The sequence below is a fragment of the Erythrobacter sp. THAF29 genome (genome assembly GCF_009363635.1).
GTDB lineage: Bacteria > Pseudomonadota > Alphaproteobacteria > Sphingomonadales > Sphingomonadaceae > Erythrobacter.
Genome location: NZ_CP045392.1, coordinates 337,688 through 354,869, shown reverse-complemented (window position 1 = coordinate 354,869; position 17,182 = coordinate 337,688). Strand labels below are relative to the sequence as shown.

The following is a 17,182-nucleotide window of genomic DNA, read 5'->3' as shown; positions in this document are numbered from 1 at the left end:
GGTTTCACCCGTGCCCTAGCTTTCGGGCTTTTCCTTGGGAACCCCGTTCTCGCCTGATTCGGCGGCCTGAGCTCGGCTTTGCGCTTTCCTGCGGCGCAGGTTTTCGCGCAGCTTGGCAGCCAGCCTGTCTTCGCGCGACATTTTGTTGCTCGCATCTTCACTCATGCGAAATGCCTTGCCGCTATGCGTTGCAAGGTTCAAGCACTGCTTGACATTGGCGCGCTTGGCAACGATAGGCGCGCCACTCTTGACGAGCGCTGCTGTAGCTCAGTGGTAGAGCGCACCCTTGGTAAGGGTGAGGCCGAGAGTTCAATTCTCTCCAGCAGCACCATCCTCGCATTTTGTTGGCCGCATCGCATCCGCGATGCGAGATCCTCGCGCCTCCGGCGCTGCGTGCGGGCGGTCGCCCTTGCGGCTGCTGCGCAGCCGTTTGGTCCAGGCCAACCCGTTCCACCCTTACTTTTGACGAGTGCGCGCATGCCTTGCGCTCCGTATGTCCCAATCAGACATTTGCGTTGGGAGAGGCTGCAATGGATCTCGGACTGAAAGGCAAGAAAGTCATCATGAACGGCGGTGCGCACGGGCTTGGCCTTGCATCGCTCAAGCTGTTTGCAGCCGAAGGCGCGGACGTCGCCTTCTTCAGCCGCAAGGACGACAAGATCGAGGCGGCCAAAAAGGAGATCGACGCGGCCGGGCCGGGCAAGGTCTTTGCCGAGGTGTTCGACATGGCCGAGGGCGGCGATGCTTATAAGGCATGGCTCGAAAAGGCCGCGGGCGAGCTGGGCGGCTGCGATATCTTCATCCACACCGCGTCCTCCTCCGGCACCGGCGGGACGGGCGACTGGCAGAACGCACTCGACATGGACATCATGGGCGCTGTCAACGGCGTGGAGGCGTTGACCCCGCACCTTGCCAATTCATCGACCGGCTCGATTGTCTTCATGAGTTCGACCGCCGCGCTCGAAACCTTCATCGCCCCGCAGGCCTTCAACGCGATGAAGGCCGCGCTCATCACCTACGGATCGCAATTGAGCCAGGCGCTCGCGCCGCAGGGTATCCGCGTCAACTGCGTCTCGCCCGGCGCGATCTACTATCCGGGCGGCAACTGGGAGGTGATCGAGGGCGCGATGCCCGAGCTGTTCCAGGCCACGCTGGCCAAGATGCCGATGGGCCGCTTCGGCAACGACCAGGAGGTCGCCAATGCGATCGTCTTCGTCGCCAGCCCGGCGGTCCCCTACATGACCGGCGCGAATGTCGTGGTCGATGGCGGCTTCACCCAGCGTGTTCAATTCTAGGGCGCGTCCCGTTCAGAACCCGATCCCCCGAATAAGGACAACGCAATGGCCGAGATAGACCGCGACAAGCTGCTCGATATCTACACCCGCACGATGAAAGTGAACCGCACGGACGAGAAGTTCCGCGAGCTGCTGATGCAGGGCAAGGTCGCCGTCATGTATTACTGCGTGCGCGGGCAGGAGCTCGTCTCCGCCGCCGCGATGGCCGCGCTCGAGCCGAAAGACTATGTCGTGTGCACCTATCGCGGGCAGGGCGAGCAGACCGCAAAGGGCATCCCGATCGAGAAATGGTGGGGCGAATGCCTCGGCAAGGCGACCGGCACCTGCAAGGGCAAGGGCGGCACCATGCACATTACCGACCCCGAGACGGGCATCATGGTGACCACCGGGGTCGTAGGCTCGGGCATACCGATCGCCAACGGGCTTGCCATGGCGAGCCAGAACAATGGCGACGGGCGGGTGACGCTGGTGAGTTTCGGCGATGGCGCCGCCAATATCGGCAGCTTCCACGAGGCGATGAACATGGCCCAGCTTTACAAGCTGCCGGTCGTCTTCCTGTGCCAGAACAACCGCTATGGCGAACACACCGCCTATGCCGACCACACCGACAGCCCCAATGTCGCGGTGCGCGCCGCCGGATACGGGATGAAGGGCGTGACCGTCGACGGCAACGACGTGAACCAGATATATCCCGCGGTGAAGGAAGCGGTAGACCGCGCGCGTGCGGGCGAGGGGCCGACGCTGGTCGAGGCCATGTGCTACCGCATGATGGGCCATTTCTTCGGTTCCGATTTCTCCTACATGCCCAAGGAGCATCTCGAGGAGATGCAGCGAGAGGACCCGCTGCCCAAACTGCGCAAGGTGATGCTCGAGCACCAGTTCACCGAGGAGGAACTCGACAGGATCGTCGAGGAGATCGACGCCGAGATCGAAGCGGCGGTCCAGCACGCGCTCGATGCGCCGCTGCCCGACACCGATGAAATCTACAAGGACGTGTTCGAGGAGGTGAACTGATGGCCGAGATCACCATGACCGAGGCCCTGAACAAGGCCATCGACGAAGCCATGGCCGAAGACGAGGGCGTGTTCTGCCTCGGCGAGGATGTCGGGGCGAAACAGGGCGGGGGCGTGTTCAAGGTGACCGCCGGCCTGACCGAGAAATATGGCGAACACCGCATTCGCGCGACCCCGATTTCCGAAACCGCCATCGTCGGCGCGGCGGTGGGCGCGGCGATAGCCGGGCAGCGCCCGATCGCCGAGATCATGCTGATGAATTTCGTCGCGGTATGCATGGACCAGATCGTCAACCACGCGGCCAAACTGCGCTTCATGAGCGGCGGGCAGACGCCCTGCCCGCTCGTGATCCGCACCACCACCGGCGTCGGCGTGGGCTTTGGCGGCCAGCATTCCGACATGCTCGAGGCGTGGTTTGCCCATGTCGCGGGTCTGCACGTGGTCACCCCCTCCAACGCGGCCGATGCACGCGGGCTGATGCGCGCCTCGATCGATGCGAACGATCCGGTGATCTTCATCGAGAACATCCTGTGCTACGGCCTCACCAGCGAGGATCCCGGCCCCGGCTATCGCGTGCCGCTGGGCAAGGCTGCGGTGGCGAAAGAAGGCTCCGACATCTCGCTCATCACCTATGGCCGCACGGTGCTCGATGCGCTCGAAGTGGCGGGCGAGCTGGGGAAGGAAGGCGTCAGCGTCGAGGTAATCGACCTGCGCACCATCGCACCCTATGACGAGGAGACCGTGCTCGCATCGGTCAACAAGACCGGCCGCGCGCTGACCCTGCACGAGGCGGTGCGCCCGTTCGGCACCGGGGCGGAGATCGCCGCGAACATCCAGGAGAAATGCTGGGACAACCTCAAAGGCCCGGTGCGGCGGATCGGCGGCACTTTTTCTGCGGTCCCCTTCGCCTCGCATCTCGAACAGGCGTGGATCCCGACCAAGGAGGAGATCGTCGGGCAGATCAAGGCATCGGTAGGAAAGGACTGAAGGCTTGGCCGAGGAAATCCGCATCCCCAAGCTCGGAATGAGCGCGACCCATGTGACGCTCGCCGAATGGATGTTCGGCGATGGCGAACAGGTGTCGAAGGGCGACATCATCTACACCGCCGAAACCGACAAGACGACCGTCGAGATCGAGGCGCAGGCGAGCGGCACGATCCATCCCACCGGCGAGGAGGGCGTCAAATACAAGGTCGGCGACGTCATCGGGACGATTGAATAGCCGCATGTCCTCAAGCAGCGAAGCGGTAGGACAACCAGGAACGTCCTCAAGCAGCGAAGCGGTAGGACAACAGGGACGCACTCCGAGAGAGCTTCTCTCGGCTGTCTATGCAGCGGCCGGCGCACGCGACTGGGAGAAGGTCGAAAGCCTGCTCCACCCCGATTTCACGCTATACGAGGCCGAGTGCCTGCCCTTTGGCGGCGAGTGGAAGGGCAAGGACGCGCTGCAGCGCTGCGCAGCCGCGATGTACGGCACCTGGGCCGAGGCGAAGGTCGATATCCACGACATAACCGGCGGCGATACTCACGCCGTGACCGTGCTGACGCTCACCATGATGTCGAAACGCACCGGCGAGACCTTCAGCCAGACGGTCAACGAATGCGGGAGCTTCGAGGACGGGCTGCTGAAAGAACTGCGCATCCATTATTTCGACGCGGCCGAGGTGGCGGCGAAGGCCTGAGGCGGCGCATTTTCGCTTTCCTACATCGCTATTCGATGCGAAGCGACGAGGGTTCTTTGAAAAGAGAAATTCGCGTTTTGTTGGAGAAGTGTCAACTTCGCTTCTCGTAGTCAACTATCTGAAAAATAGATTGAAATGGCGTTTTTCGGTGCTTGACAGGGTGTCAATTTTGTCAACTTTGCAAGGCGACCGGCCCGGTTAGAGCGTCTGCCCGTCATCGAGGACGAAATCGCTGCCCGTCACGAATTCCGCTGCGTCGGAACACAGGAACAGCAGCGCGCCATCGAGCCCTTCCTCGCCCATCAGGCGCCGCTTGGGAAAGCGCGCGATCTGCTTCTTGCCCGCCTCGGTTTCGAACCATTCGTCGTTGATCGCCGTGCGGATATAGCCGGGTGAGATCGTGTTGACATTGATCCCGTATCGCGCCCATTCGCGCGCCATGCTCCTCGCGGCCTGAACCACGCCCGCCTTGCTCGCCGAATAGGCGACGAGGCCGGGCGAAGGCTCGAAGGCGGTGATCGAGGCGATCATGACGATCCGGCCTCTTTCCACCTTGTTCGCTATCATCCGCTTGGCGCCCTCGCGCGCGGTCAGGATCGCGCCCTTGAGATTGATCGCGAGGGTGCGCTCGATCTCTTCCTCGGGCATGTCGAGGATCATCCCCGCACCGTCGATCCCAGCATTGGCAATCACCGTGTCGACTTGGCCGAAAGCCTTCTCGGCCGCGTCGAACCCGGCGACGATATCCGCCTCGCGCGCAACGTCCATTTCGATCGCTGCGGCCCGCGCACCGATTTCGCGGGCGAGCGCCTCGAGCCGGTCCTTGCGCCGCGCGCCGATGGCGACATTGGCGCCGCTGGCGGCAAGGATACGCGCGAACCGCGAGCCGAGGCCCGAAGACGCGCCGGTGATTAGCGCGGTGCGCCCCGAAAGGTCAGCCGTGATGGTCATGGGAATAGGGAACTAGGTCGCCGGAAGCTCGCCGTCGATATATTTCCGCAAGGTCATCTGGAAATGGCGCACCCGGCTGTCCTGATATTTGCCGAGCTCCATTTTCCCGTCTTTCAGCGAGCGCATCCCGGTCTGCACATGCGGCAGGTTGGCCATGTCCTGATCGAACACATTGGCGAGCTGCGGCCCCATGATATCGGCTGCCCAGGCGAACGGTTCGTCGTCCGGGATATAGGTCATCTCGACCGCGCGCGGACGTTCCTCGCCCTTGTGCGTGGGGAAGAGCAGGCGGATTTCCATAATGCACCAGTCGGGCGTGTCGCCCGGCAGCCAGCGATAGCAAAGCGTCGGCAGAAACCCGATCCAGGGCGCGAAATTGGGAAAGATGTTGTAGGTAAAATTGTCGAGGATCTCGCTGTCCGAGGCGTCGGAATAATCGTAGCCGTATTGCTCGGTGAAACCCTGCCTCCCGGCCTCGGCCAGCACCTTGCGCGCACCGAGCGGATCGTCGGGATCGTAACCATCGCCGCTTTCGCCCGCGGCGAAACGGCGATTGGTCGCGGCATCGTCCCCGCCCGAAAACTCGTTCATCTTTTCGAGCACATAGTCCGAATTCTTGCCCTTCATATGCGGGCTGAGAACGCCCGAGGGCGTGATCGCGCGGTTGAAGTGATCGCCGATATGATCGTAGCGCGTGTTCGCATCGCCGAGAAAGGGCAGCAATTGCGGGTGCGTGGTGATCGAGTGCCAGGCTTCCATGAAGGCTTCGGCGGTCGCTTTCCAATTGGCCGGGATCCGTTTCTGCACCCACATCCCGGTATAGCGGTTCTCGAAATCGTAGCGGTCGTAATGCGAGGCGGCCGGGCCGAGCCAGGTCTTGAAATCGGGCAAGTCGTGGTTCTCGGTGATCATGATGAAGCCCTGCCACAACTCCACGCGGGCCTCGGGCAGGCACATATTCTTGCCCTTGAGGTGCTTGAAATCCCATTCGGAGGGGATTTCCTTGAGGCTCCCGTCATTGCGCCAGGTGAAACCGTGGAACGGGCACCTCAACTGGATCGAATTGCCGTTCTCGGTGCGCAGTTTCCGGCCACGGTGGAGGCAGGCATTGTAGAACGCCTTGACGCTGCCGTCCTTCTGCCGGACCAGCAGGAAGCTCTTCTGGTTGATCTCGAATAGGACGGTGTCGCCGGGATCGGGCATTTCCTCTTCGCGCGCGGCGAACAGCCAGACATTGGGCCACATTTTCTCGCGCTCGAGCTTTGCCCATTCTTCCGAGAGATAGGGTTCGACTGGCAGCGGATCGGTCGGCATGTCGATGACCGATTCCTCGAACAGATAATCGGGCGGCGTGCGCGTGTCGCCTTCGAGCATGTCGGTGTAGCTGATCCCGGGGCAGCGATCCTCGGCGCTGACGTTCTTGATTTCGTTCATTTCAAGGCTTCCCTCGATCCCTTCCTCGCACTTTGTGCAGTGTTCGCAGGCGAGAATATCACACAGGTTCGCTGGGCGGTCACACTAGCGGATTGGAGAGGGCAGATGGCGGGTATCTCAGGGCTGGGCGAGGTGATGCAACTCGCATTCGTGCCTGACGATTTCGACGCGGCGGTTGAGCACTGGACGAAAACGATGGGCGTCGGGCCGTTCTTCCTGATGGAAGGCATCCACCTCGAGGGTATGAAGTATAAGGGCAAGCCGACCGATGCGGTATTCGACCTCGCGCTTGCATATTGGGGCGATATCCAGATCGAGCTGATCCGCCCGCGCGACAGCCACCCATCGATCTATACCGGAGAATATGCGGAGGTGGGCGGGGGCCTGCACCATGTCTGCATTCTCGTCGACGACATCGAGGAGGCGCGCCGCGAATGCGGCGAGCAGGGTGCCGAGATCGTGATTGAAGGCGCGCTCGGAGACAGCAAGGTCATCTATGTCGATCCCGGCCAGGGACCGGGCCACCTTGTCGAAATCCTCCAGCAGGGCGAAGGCGGCCCCGGCCTGTTTGCAATGATCAAGCAGGCCGGTGTAGGCTGGGACGGGAACGAGCCGCTGAGAAGTCTCGGTTAGGAATTCGCTCCCAGGTATCCCAGCTGACCGGCCTTGAAGATCGTCTGCGCGCGATTGACGCTGTCCAGCTTCTCGCCAGCGCGATGGATGTGATAGCGGATCGTCGCGTGGCTGCGCTCAAGGATCATGCTGATTTCCTTGTCGGTCTTGCCGATCGCGGCCCAGCGCAGGCATTCGACCTCGCGCTTCGACAGCACGCAGTCCGAAGGAATGCGCCGCTTGGTCCGGTGCGCCTGCACATATCCCGCGACAAAGCGGCGGGTGACCTGCGAGAACAGCGAGCCATACATGGCGAACTCTTCGGACAGGTCCTCTTTCTCGCGGTCCATACTGATGAAGCTGTTGGCTGAAATCTGACCGAACGGCAGGTGAACCGGGATCACGATCGCCGCCTTGCACAGCGAGCGCTTCTCGAAATCGGTGAGGTCGATTTCCTCGAGATAGGAATTGCGCCAGCGGGTGTTGAAGCCGTCCTTGTTCACCCAGAACGGTTCGCTCTCATACCGGCAAGCGCGCGGCAGCGGCGAGTGCAATGCGAGGCGATGATCCTCCCACCAACGTGCGCCATCCTCGAGCCACTGGAAAATATCTGCGTTGAGGATCGTGCCCTCGGCATCGACCATTGGTTCCTTCGACGAAATATCATCGCACACGGCGACCTGCATCCCGCGTTCCTTGGCGATCCGCGCAAGGTTTACCGCGGCATCGTGAATATCCTCGGGACAGGTGATCGTCACCTGCTCGAGCAGTTCATTGAGTTTTTCGCGTCCCTGCGGCGTGCGCAGTTCGACTACATTGGTGGCCATCGAAAGCTCTCTCCCTCTTTGCGATCCCACGAGTCGTGAAGACTAGCCTATTTTCGAGCGACTTGCCTCATACTTTACGTAGGGGCATTGAGGGGCCACGCTGCTAATCCTGCTGCGAGAGGAGTTTCGGGCGATGGCTTGGCAGGGCGAGAATTTCGGTGTGGCGCTGAAGGCGCTTGCTGATTCCATCGAACCGGAACGGCCTGCGTTGATCCATGGCGAACGGATCGTGACATGGGGCGAGCTTGACGCGCAGACTGACCGCATAGCCGCAGCGCTGGCCGCCAAGGGTTTGAATCCGGGCGATATTACGGGGCAGATGCTACGGAATAATCCCGACTACATCCTCGCCTATTTTGGATGTATCAAGGCGGGAGTCTCTCCGGTCAATGTGAACTACCACTACAAGACGCGCGAGCTATCCGACATCTTCGAGCGGTTTGGTCTGAAGGCGCTTTTCACGCAAAACGAGTTCGCCGAGATCGGTGCCGAGGCACTGCCCGAGCGTGTGCCGACGATCGATGTAGACAGCCCGGATTGGGCAGCGATGCGCTCGCACGAATTGCCCGACCGATTCGCGGTGCATGGCGATCCCCGGGCGCTTTTCCTCACCGCGACCGGCGGTACGACCGGCATGCCCAAGGCGGTCATGTGGCCGATGGAAGAGGCATGGGCGGCGTTCAGCATATCGGTCTGGCAACGCGGGCCGGGCGAGCCGCCCTTCGTCGCCTCCTCGCTGGCAGAGCACGTTGCCGAGGCTGCGAAAATCGGACCGGATCACCCGGCCAGCACTTCGCCGCTCCTGCTGCTGAGTCCGCTTATGCACGGGGCGGGGCAGTTCACCGCGGCGATCCACCTGCTGAAAGGCGGGACGCTCGCGCTGCTCCCGCACGAGAAGTTCGACGCCGATATCGCTTTGGACGAAGTGAAGCGGATCGGCGCGCGCGGCATCTTCATCGTCGGGGATGCCTTCGCCCTGCCGCTGGCCGATAGACTCGATGCGCGCGGCGACGGGGCCGAGGTGCTGGCGAGCCTGCGCACCGTCACCAGTTCGGGGGCGGTGTTTTCCGAAGGGATCAAGCAGCGCCTGATCGCCCACAAACCCGACCTCGTGATCGTGGATGCGCTGGGGTCGAGCGAGAGTTCCGGCACCGGGATCGTCATCACGACGGCCGCCGGATCGAGCGGAGGCGGCAGGTTCCAGCCGCTGCCAGGCCGCGAGACGAGGCTGTTCGACGAGAACCTGCGGGAGATAAAGCCGGGGGAAGAAGGCATCGGCATCGTTGCGCGCACCGGGCCGCTGCCACTCGGCTATCTCGGCGAGACCGAGAAGAACGCTCAAACCTTTCCCGAGATCGACGGCAAGCGCTGGCTGATGACCGGCGATCGTGCGCGCTGGGCCGAGGACGGTAGCCTCGAATTCATCGGGCGCGACAATATGTGCATCAATACCGGCGGCGAGAAAGTCTTTCCCGAAGAGGTCGAAGCGGTGCTGATGGAGCACCCCGGAGTGCATGATGCGCGGGTGGTTAGCCTTCCCGACGAACGTTTCGGTCGTAAGGTCGTCGCTGTGGTCCAGCGCGAGGGCTGCGCACCCGATGCCCTCGAAGCCGCGCTCGACGGTCACGCACGCGAAAGCCTCGCCGGATACAAGGTGCCGCGTCTCTACGTCTTCACCGACCAGCCGCTGAGGCTCAACAACGGCAAGCCCGACTACAAGACGGCACAAAAGCTGGCGGATGGGGCATAAATCTCCTAGCCCGTCGTTCGATCCGCCTTGTCCTTCTCGTTCGTCCCCTTGATCATTGCACGCATCTGCTCCCATTCGGCGTCGCCTAGGGCGTGGAGCATCGGGTAGAAGGTCCCGCCGGTTGCCTGGTAGCCGGCTCCGTCGATCGCGATGGTCTGGCCGTTCACATATTCGGCGCCCGGCGCCATCAGGAACGCCGCGAGATTGGCGAGTTCGTGCATCTCGCCCGCGCGGCCCATGGGGTTCATCGCATTGTTCGAATTGCCGCCCGAACCGCCCGGATTGAGCCGCGCGCTCATCCCCTTGGTGGGGAAGAGGCCCGGCGCAATCGCGTTGAAACGCATGCCGTAGCGGCCCCATTCGGTGGCCAGGCTCTGCGTCATCGCGTGGATCGCGGTTTTCGACATGGCCGATGGCACCACGAAGGCGCTGCCCGACCACACCCATGTGGTGAGGATCGAGAGGAAGTTCGCCTTCTTCCCTTCCGCGATCAGCCGCTTGCCGACATCGAGCGTGACGTAGAACGTGCCGCGAAAGACGATGTCGGCAATCGCGTTGAAACCGTTGACCGAAAGGTCCTCGGTGCGGCTGATGAAATTGCCCGCCGCATTGTTCACCACGCCCGTAAGCGCGCCGCCATCGGCCCAGATCGCGTCGACCATCGCGTGAATCGCATCCGCATCGCGGATGTCGCAGGCCATGCCGATGATCTTGCCGCCCGCTTTCGAGCTATGCTTGTCGTTCAGCTCGGCAGCGGTCTCGTCGAGCTTGTTCTGGCGCCTTCCGCAAATGTAGACGGTCGCGCCGAGCGCCAGGAAACCCTCGGCCATTTCCTTGCCGAGGCCCGTTCCGCCGCCTGTGACGAGTATGCGCTCGCCCGCCATCAATCCGTCGCGGAACATCAGCTTCGATACGTCCATTCTCGTGTCTCCAAAAAGAGGCGTTTCAAAGACCCAGCACGGTCTTGGCGATGATGTTCTTCTGCACCTCGTCAGACCCGCCGAAGATCGTCGAGGCGCGGTTGTTGAGATAGCGGCCCATCGCGGTCTGCGCGAACTCGCTGCCGACCGGCTCGGGTGCCTCGTTGCCATAGAGCGGACGTTCGAGCGGGAGTTGCAGCCCGTCGGGGCCGAGCAGGTCGAGCCGCAGCGTATCGACCTCCTGCCCGATATTGGTCGCGAGCATCTTCACCAGCGAAGTTTGCGGCCCCGGTGGCTTGCCCTTGGCAAGCTCTGCGAGGATGCGCAGCTCGGTAATCTCCAGCGCCTCGGCCGAAAGGCGCGCGCGGGCGAGCCTTGCGCAAAAACGCTCGTCATGCGCCATCGCCCCGTTGACGCCGGAGGGTTGTTTTCTTGCAAGCTCCTCGAGCGTATCGATGCTCTGGATGAGCCGCGGGGCAAAGCATGATCCGCCGCGCTCGTTCTCGAGCAGGAATTTGGCGATGCCCCAGCCTGCGCCCTCCTCGCCGATGCGATTGTCGACGCTGGTGCGCGCGTCGGTGAAGAACACCGCATTGACTTCGTGATCGCCCGACATCGAGTGGATCGGGGTCACTTCGACCCCCTCCTGATCCATCGGTACGAGCAGGAATGTGATCCCGGCCTGCTTTTTCACATCGGGGTTGGTGCGTACCAGCGCGAAGATCCAGTTGGCGTGGTGGGCATGGGTGGTCCAGATTTTCGAGCCGTTGATGACGTATTCGTCGCCCTCGAGCCGCGCGCTCGTTTTCAATGAAGCGAGGTCCGAACCGCTGCCGGGTTCCGAATATCCCTGGCACCAGTAATCCTCGCCCGACAGGATGCGCGGGAGGAAGCGTTCCTTCTGCTCGGGCGTGCCGAATTCGCAGATCACAGGGCCGACGAGCCGCAGCCCGAGGATCGAGATCGCGGGCGCACCTGCGAGCGCGCATTCCTTCTCGAAGATGAATTTCTGCGTCGGGGTCCAGCCCGTGCCCCCGTCCTCCTTGGGCCAGTGCGGGGCGACCCAGCCGCGTTCGTTGAGGATGCGATGCCATTCCATGCCGATATCGGGCTCGACGAAGACTCCGGGCGTGCGCCGTGCGCCTTCGCGCAACCGGTCGGGAAGGTTCTCGGCGAGGAATTCGCGCACCTCTTCGCGGAAGGCGAGGTCTTCGGGGGAGAAGGTCATGTCCATGGATTGCGTCCCTTGGTCAGTCGCCCTCGCGCATCGCCCATCCGATGGAACGGCGAAGGAGGTCGTAATAAACATCGTAGTTCCACGCGCACATTTCCTTGTGCGGGTAGAAATCCTGCATTCCCGGCAGGTCGTAGTGCCCCCGGCAATGGCCGAGCGTATTGTAGACGATCCGCCCCTTGCCGATGTCGCGGGTATAGAGGATCGGCACTGTCGTCTTGTCCCAGTCCGCCTCGACAAAGCCGGTCGCCTCGCCTTCGAACGTGGTCTGCATCAGCGTGTCGATCTCGGCCGTGGTCTTGGAGAGATAGAGCTCGTCCACCACCTCGAAATCCTCGATCCCCTCGGTCAGTTCGTGGGACCGGTTGACGACTTCGACCGGGAACGGGCCGATCGGCGGGTGTGCCTTGAACTGGGTGCCGAGCATGTCGAACACGTCCGGGCGGTTTTCGGGCGCATCGACAAGGCCTTCCTCGGTGAAGACGAGGATCGAATTGGTCCCGTGCAGCGCCAGCCACTTGCCGCCGGCCTCGAGCCAGGCGCGAAGCTGCTTCGCCTGATCCTCGGTCGGCATCAGGTCGCAGGTATAGGTAATAAGAAAACGGCACTGGTCGAGCCGCTCGAGCCCTGAATAATCGCACGCGACCGTCGTGCGGATATGCGGGTGCTCGGCCAGCAGCTTGAGAATTTCGAGCCGCGGATAGTCGATGTCGTGATACTTGCCCGCGGCGACGAAATGCGCATCGATCCTTTGCGCCGGTTGTTTTCCCATCACCTCAACTCCTTATCGAACCGCCGCCATCGACGGTGAAATCGCATCCCGTGGTGAAGCTCGCCTCGTCGCTGGCGAGAAACACGACTGCGCGAGCGACCTCCTCTGGTTCGCCGATGCGGTTCATCGGGTGGGTTGCGGCGAAATCGCGCTCGATATTTTCCGGTGTGTCCGCGCCGGAATATTTGTATCGCTCGTACATCGGTGTGCGGATCGCGCCGGGATGGACCATGTTGGCGCGGATCGGGACGCCGCGCTCGGCGCAATCGAGCGCGACCGAACGGGTAAGGCCGAGCAGGCCCGCCTTCGACGCGCTGTAGGCGGCAACAAATGCCGCGGCGCGCAGGGCGATCATCGATCCGATATTGACGATCGCCCCCGGCTCCCCGCTCGCTTCCATTGCAGGGAGAGCGGCACGCATGCCGAAAAACGGGCCGTTGAGGTTGATGTCGATCGTCCGCTCCCAGGTGTCGAGCGTCCCGTCGACCACGTTGCCGGGTTCGGAAATGCCGGCGATGTTGCACAATACGTTCAGCTTGCCGAATTGCTCCTGCGCGTACTTTACCGCTTCATGCCATTGATCGAGGTTGCGTACGTCGAGCTCGAACGCCTCGGCATTCTCGCCGAGTTCATCGGCAAGCGCTTTCGCTTTCTTGATCTGTATATCGCATAAAAGAACCTGCCCGCCTTCCGCGACGATCTGCCGCCCGACCTCGGCCCCGATCCCTTCCGCGCCGCCGGTGACCAGCGCGACCTTGCCCGTCATCTTCCCCATTTACCGCTCCAGTATCGCGACTGCCGATAGGCCCGGCGCGCCGTAGACGTGGCTGTATCCGGTCTTCGGCCCCTTGCCGTCGCGGCCCGGCACTTGTCGTTCGCCCGCCCGCCCGCGCAATTGCTCGACATTTTCGTAGACCTGTCGCAGCCCCGAAGCCCCGATCGGTTCCCCGCAGGCGAGGCAGCCGCCATCGGTGTTGATCGGCATTTTTCCGCCCAGCTCCGACCAGCCGTTTGCCAGCCACTCTTCCTGCTCGCCATCCTTGCAGAAGCCGTTTTCGGCCATGTGCATGATTTCCGCGCCGCTTTCGGTGTCCTGCAATTGCGCGACCTCGATATCCTCGGGGCCGATCCCGGCCCCTTCGAACGCTGCCCTGGAGGCAAGCACGGTGGGTTTGCCGCCTTCCTTGATGCTGACGCCCGGCTGGAACACCTCGAAGCTGCCCGGCGGGCGGGTCCGTACCGCGATATGCGCGATCCTGACCCCGTCCGCGCCCAGCTGCTTCATTTTCGCTTCGCTGGCGAGAATCAGCGCCACGCCCCCTTCGGCGGGCGAGCAGAACATGAATTTGGTGAGCGGATCGTTGATCATCGGCGCGTTCATGATCGTTTCGAGATCGATCTCGGAGCGTCGCCAGGCATGCGGGGTCTTCGCGCCGTTGCGAAACGCCTTTTCGGCCACCCGGCCGAGCGTCGTGCGGCTGATGCCGTGCAGCTGCATGTAACGCTGGATCTTGAGCGCGAAGAATTGCGTGGTCAGCATCATGCCGGTCTGGCCGTACCAGTCGGGCAGGCCGTAATCGGCAGGCTTGGCATTGAACGCGCCGCGCGGGTGCTTGTCGAAACCCACGGCCAGCGCAAGGTCGTACATTCCGCTCGCAATCGCCTGCTGCGCCGCGGCAAGTGCACTCCCGCCGGTGGCGCAACCATTGGCGACATTGGTGAAGGGCAGGCTGGTGAGGCCAAGCTCGTTGACCATGATATCGGCATTGCCCGCCGCCGCCGATCCGCCATAGGCGCATTCGATGTCGGGCCATTCCAGCCCCGCATCCTTCAACGCCTCACGCACCGCGTAGACGCCCTGTTCGCGTCCCGATCGCTCCTCGGTTCGCCCGAAGGGATGGATCCCGGCGCCGATGATGTAGACATTCTCGCTCATGCGGCTTTCTCCTGCGCAGCGCGAAGCGGACGGAAGGCAAAGGTGTCGTACTTGTCGTTGAAGGGCACGATGCAGAATTCCATCGGCATACCCAGTTCGAGTTCTTCGAGTGTCGCATCGACAATCCGGCTTTCGACAATCACCTCGCCGGGCAGCTCGACATAGCCGAGCAGGAAGGGTTCGAAATCGGGCGGACCTTCGCCGGGACCGGACCCCGGACCTTCATAGGGCTCTTTCGGGAGAAAGCCCTGCGTGGTCCATGACCACAGCCTGCCGGTGCGCGAGAGCTTGTAGGGTTCCACGCCCTTCGCCGCGTCGCCCTCCGGCATCGGGAACACGATCTCTCCCGATGGCAGTTTGCCGCCCATCAGGTGCGGTTCGGGATCGTCGCTCCACAGGTTCGGATCGATTTTTTCGCCCATTGCCCGCTCCCCTCAAGCCGCCTTCGCATAGTCCGCGAGTGCCGTGTCGGTGTCGCCGAGCAGCCGCGAGAGCACCATCACGCGCTTCATCGCATGGCCGATTGCAAGCTCGTCGGTAATGCCCATGCCGCCGTGCATCTGGACCGCTTCGCGTGCGACGGCATCGGCATTTTCGGCGATGAAGGCCTTTGCCCCGGCTGCGGCGCGCTGCCATTGGTCCTGATCCGACATGTCGGAGAGCGCCGCGCGGTAAAGCATCGAGCGCGATTGCTCGATTCTGCCATAGGAATCGACCAACCGGTGCTGCAGCGCCTGGAAGCTCCCGATCGGCACGCCGAACTGTTCGCGCTCTTTCACATAGGCAAGCGTGTCGTCGAGCAAGCGCTGGCCTAGGCCGAGCATCTCGGCTGCGGCATATAGCCGCGTCTCGGCGACGATCGGCCGCAGGTCTTCGGGATCGAGTTCGAGCCGGGCCGTGGCAGGGGCTCTCGTCAGCCTGACCTCGCCTGCAATGCTGCCATCGGCCAGCCGATACGGTCGCACCATCACGCCGTCCGCGCTCTTGTCGACGAGGAAACACGCCGTTTTGCTGTCGAGTTCGGCGGTGACGATCAGAGTATCGGCAAGCGCCGCGCCCATTACCAAGGTCTTCTCGCCCGTGAGCGTAAAGCCGTCGCCGCCAGACTCCGCCGTAACGCCCTTCGCCTCGAGGCTGTAGCGCTGAGCCCGCTCTGCCCACGCGAAAGTCGCGATGGTCTCGCCTGAAAGCACGCCTTCGAGCGCATCGCGCGCGCCGCCGCGCTCCAACAGCAGCGCGGGTAGGACGCCGAGTTCGAGCCACGGATCGGGCGAATTGGCCTTGCCGATTGCCTCGGCAACGAGTGCGATATCGACCGGTGAGCCGCCAAGTCCGCCCGCATCCTCGCTCGCTGCAATCGCGATCAGGCCAAGCTCGGAGAGATCTTTCCAGCGCTCTTCCGGATATCCGCCAGGGGCACCGCGCAGTTTGCGCCGCGCTTCGACGTCGATCGGCGCGGTGAAGCGCTCGACGCTCGAGCGGAACAATTGCTGTTCTTCGGAGAGGTCGAAGTTCACGCGCCCTTCCTTGTGAATGTGATCGGCAGCCGGGTCACGCCGCGCAGCAGGATATTGGGAAGGATCCTGATTCCCTCTTCGTCGGCAATCGCGAAATTGTCGAGCCGTTCGAGCAGCTCGTCGAATGCGACCAGCATCTCCTTGCGGCTCAGCATATTGCCGACGCACATATGCGGCCCCTTGCCAAAGGCGAGATGCGCGCGGGCATTCTTGCGCTCGATATCGAACTTGTCGGGGTTTTCGAACTTCTTCGGATCGCGGTTGGCCGCGGCATATCGCAGCTGCACCACCGTGCCCGCGGACAGCTCGACCCCGCCAAGCTCGGTATCCTGCTTGACGATCCGCCACATTCCCGCGGTCGGCGTCTCATAGCGCAGCGCCTCCTCGATCATGTTCTGGATAAGCTTGGGATCGCGACCGCCCGCAGCCGCCTTCGCCTTTTCCATCTGGTCGGGATTGCGGATCAGCTGCAACAGGCATCCTGCAATCGTCGAAGTCGTCGTCTCGTTTCCGGCGACCATGAACTGCTGCATGACCGACATGATCTCCTCGTCGGTGAGCGGCGTTTCGCCTTCGACCCGCGCTTCGACGAGATCGGTGAGCAGGTCGTCGCCGCCTTTTTCCCGGCGCTCGTCGATCTTCGATTTCATGTATTTCTGGTATTCGACGAAGGCGCGCACACATTCGAGCTGACGCTCGCGGTCGATCAACTGGCTGAACCGGTCGACCGCCGCGTCCGACCAGTATTTCACCTGCTTGGGATCGTTATCGAGGCCGATCTGCTGGGCGATCATCGCGACAGGCAGGGGAATCGCGAACTCCTCCACGAACTCTGCCTCACCATTGCTGGCCATCGCCTCGATCAGTTCGATCGACTTGGCGCGCATATCCTCTTCGATCGCGTTCACGCGCGGCGCGGAAAAAGCGAGGTTTACCAGCTTGCGATTGCGTGTGTGGACCGGGTGATCAGCGGTGAGCAGGGTGGGCGGATTGTCCCACCCTTCCTTGAGGATTTCCTGGATCTCCTCGTCCTCGGCCCCCATCAGGGCGGCGAAATCGTTGGAGAATATCTCGGGCTTGGTCGTCGCTTCGTTGCACAGGTCGTAGCTGTAGACGACATACATGCCCATTTCGGGCAGGTGCTCGATCTCGATGCCGGCTTCGTGCGCGGCGCGGTAATAGTCGAACGGGTCGACCAGAGTTTCGGGGGCGAAAACATTGCCCTCGGGCTTGTTCATG

General features: G+C 62.6%; 19 protein-coding genes and 1 tRNA gene. 8 read left to right on the top strand and 12 right to left on the bottom strand.

The features are described 5' to 3' along the window. Positions 1-15: 15 nt before the first annotated feature. The gene (locus FIU90_RS15495; RefSeq protein ID WP_172970155.1) at positions 16-165 is read right to left on the bottom strand and encodes a hypothetical protein; all 150 of its coding nucleotides are present in this window, start codon (positions 163-165) and stop codon (positions 16-18) included. A gap of 91 nt (positions 166-256) precedes the next feature. Between FIU90_RS15495 and FIU90_RS01770 the strand changes: the two genes are divergently transcribed. The 6 genes from FIU90_RS01770 to FIU90_RS01745 all read left to right on the top strand — a co-directional run bounded on the left by FIU90_RS01770 (position 257) and on the right by FIU90_RS01745 (position 3,990). Continuing rightward, positions 257-331, top strand: a tRNA-Thr gene (locus FIU90_RS01770). A 199-nt stretch (positions 332-530) separates the two neighbouring features. Beyond that, on the top strand, positions 531-1,295 hold the full coding sequence (locus FIU90_RS01765) for an SDR family NAD(P)-dependent oxidoreductase (RefSeq protein WP_152433216.1): 765 nt from the start codon (positions 531-533) through the stop codon (positions 1,293-1,295). A 45-nt stretch (positions 1,296-1,340) separates the two neighbouring features. Continuing rightward, positions 1,341-2,309: a thiamine pyrophosphate-dependent dehydrogenase E1 component subunit alpha gene (locus tag FIU90_RS01760; protein ID WP_152433215.1), complete on the top strand. Its 969-nt coding sequence runs from the start codon at positions 1,341-1,343 to the stop codon at positions 2,307-2,309. Then, a complete protein-coding gene (locus FIU90_RS01755; protein WP_152433214.1) occupies positions 2,309-3,295 on the top strand; it encodes an alpha-ketoacid dehydrogenase subunit beta in 987 nt (328 codons plus the stop codon). Before FIU90_RS01760 ends, FIU90_RS01755 begins: the two co-directional genes overlap by 1 nt. Before the next feature lie 4 nt (positions 3,296-3,299). Continuing rightward, on the top strand, positions 3,300-3,530 hold the full coding sequence (locus tag FIU90_RS01750; RefSeq protein ID WP_152433213.1) for a biotin/lipoyl-containing protein: 231 nt from the start codon (positions 3,300-3,302) through the stop codon (positions 3,528-3,530). Between the two features lie 4 nt (positions 3,531-3,534). After that, positions 3,535-3,990 (top strand): nuclear transport factor 2 family protein, encoded by a 456-nt coding sequence (locus FIU90_RS01745; RefSeq protein WP_152433212.1) that lies wholly within the window; start codon positions 3,535-3,537, stop codon positions 3,988-3,990. Positions 3,991-4,188: 198 nt separating this feature from the next. Here FIU90_RS01745 and FIU90_RS01740 read toward each other — a convergent pair whose 3' ends face one another. After that, positions 4,189-4,941 carry an SDR family NAD(P)-dependent oxidoreductase gene (locus FIU90_RS01740; RefSeq protein ID WP_152433211.1) on the bottom strand — a complete coding sequence of 251 codons (753 nt, stop codon included), beginning with the start codon at positions 4,939-4,941 and terminating at the stop codon, positions 4,189-4,191. Positions 4,942-4,953: 12 nt separating this feature from the next. Beyond that, positions 4,954-6,375 carry an SRPBCC family protein gene (locus tag FIU90_RS01735; protein ID WP_152433210.1) on the bottom strand — a complete coding sequence of 474 codons (1,422 nt, stop codon included), beginning with the start codon at positions 6,373-6,375 and terminating at the stop codon, positions 4,954-4,956. A 105-nt stretch (positions 6,376-6,480) separates the two neighbouring features. Between FIU90_RS01735 and FIU90_RS01730 the strand changes: the two genes are divergently transcribed. Then, positions 6,481-7,008, top strand: a complete 528-nt coding sequence (locus FIU90_RS01730) for a VOC family protein (protein ID WP_152433209.1) — start codon at positions 6,481-6,483, stop codon at positions 7,006-7,008. Here the strand turns inward: FIU90_RS01730 and FIU90_RS01725 are convergent. Continuing rightward, positions 7,005-7,814, bottom strand: a complete 810-nt coding sequence (locus tag FIU90_RS01725; protein ID WP_152433208.1) for a LuxR C-terminal-related transcriptional regulator — start codon at positions 7,812-7,814, stop codon at positions 7,005-7,007. The genes FIU90_RS01730 and FIU90_RS01725 overlap by 4 nt on opposite strands. Before the next feature lie 133 nt (positions 7,815-7,947). Between FIU90_RS01725 and FIU90_RS01720 the strand changes: the two genes are divergently transcribed. Further along, on the top strand, positions 7,948-9,564 hold the full coding sequence (locus FIU90_RS01720; protein WP_152433207.1) for an AMP-binding protein: 1,617 nt from the start codon (positions 7,948-7,950) through the stop codon (positions 9,562-9,564). A gap of 5 nt (positions 9,565-9,569) precedes the next feature. Here FIU90_RS01720 and FIU90_RS01715 read toward each other — a convergent pair whose 3' ends face one another. The 8 genes from FIU90_RS01715 to FIU90_RS01680 are packed head-to-tail and all read right to left on the bottom strand — an operon-like array spanning position 9,570 to position 17,181. After that, a complete protein-coding gene (locus FIU90_RS01715) occupies positions 9,570-10,484 on the bottom strand; it encodes an SDR family oxidoreductase (RefSeq protein WP_152433206.1) in 915 nt (304 codons plus the stop codon). Between the two features lie 25 nt (positions 10,485-10,509). Beyond that, the gene (locus tag FIU90_RS01710; RefSeq protein WP_152433205.1) at positions 10,510-11,718 is read right to left on the bottom strand and encodes an acyl-CoA dehydrogenase family protein; all 1,209 of its coding nucleotides are present in this window, start codon (positions 11,716-11,718) and stop codon (positions 10,510-10,512) included. A gap of 16 nt (positions 11,719-11,734) precedes the next feature. Next, a complete protein-coding gene (locus FIU90_RS01705; protein ID WP_152433204.1) occupies positions 11,735-12,490 on the bottom strand; it encodes a ThuA domain-containing protein in 756 nt (251 codons plus the stop codon). 4 nt (positions 12,491-12,494) lie between these two features. Then, the gene (locus tag FIU90_RS01700; protein ID WP_234029585.1) at positions 12,495-13,265 is read right to left on the bottom strand and encodes an SDR family NAD(P)-dependent oxidoreductase; all 771 of its coding nucleotides are present in this window, start codon (positions 13,263-13,265) and stop codon (positions 12,495-12,497) included. Next, positions 13,266-14,426 (bottom strand): thiolase family protein, encoded by a 1,161-nt coding sequence (locus tag FIU90_RS01695; RefSeq protein ID WP_152433203.1) that lies wholly within the window; start codon positions 14,424-14,426, stop codon positions 13,266-13,268. Then, positions 14,423-14,848 (bottom strand): Zn-ribbon domain-containing OB-fold protein, encoded by a 426-nt coding sequence (locus FIU90_RS01690; protein WP_152433202.1) that lies wholly within the window; start codon positions 14,846-14,848, stop codon positions 14,423-14,425. Before FIU90_RS01690 ends, FIU90_RS01695 begins: the two co-directional genes overlap by 4 nt. Positions 14,849-14,860: 12 nt before the next feature. Beyond that, positions 14,861-15,943, bottom strand: coding sequence for an acyl-CoA dehydrogenase family protein (locus tag FIU90_RS01685; protein ID WP_172970154.1), 1,083 nt, complete (start codon positions 15,941-15,943; stop codon positions 14,861-14,863). Then, the gene (locus FIU90_RS01680) at positions 15,940-17,181 is read right to left on the bottom strand and encodes a cytochrome P450 (protein WP_152433200.1); all 1,242 of its coding nucleotides are present in this window, start codon (positions 17,179-17,181) and stop codon (positions 15,940-15,942) included. Before FIU90_RS01680 ends, FIU90_RS01685 begins: the two co-directional genes overlap by 4 nt. Between the last annotated feature and the right edge of the window lies 1 nt (position 17,182).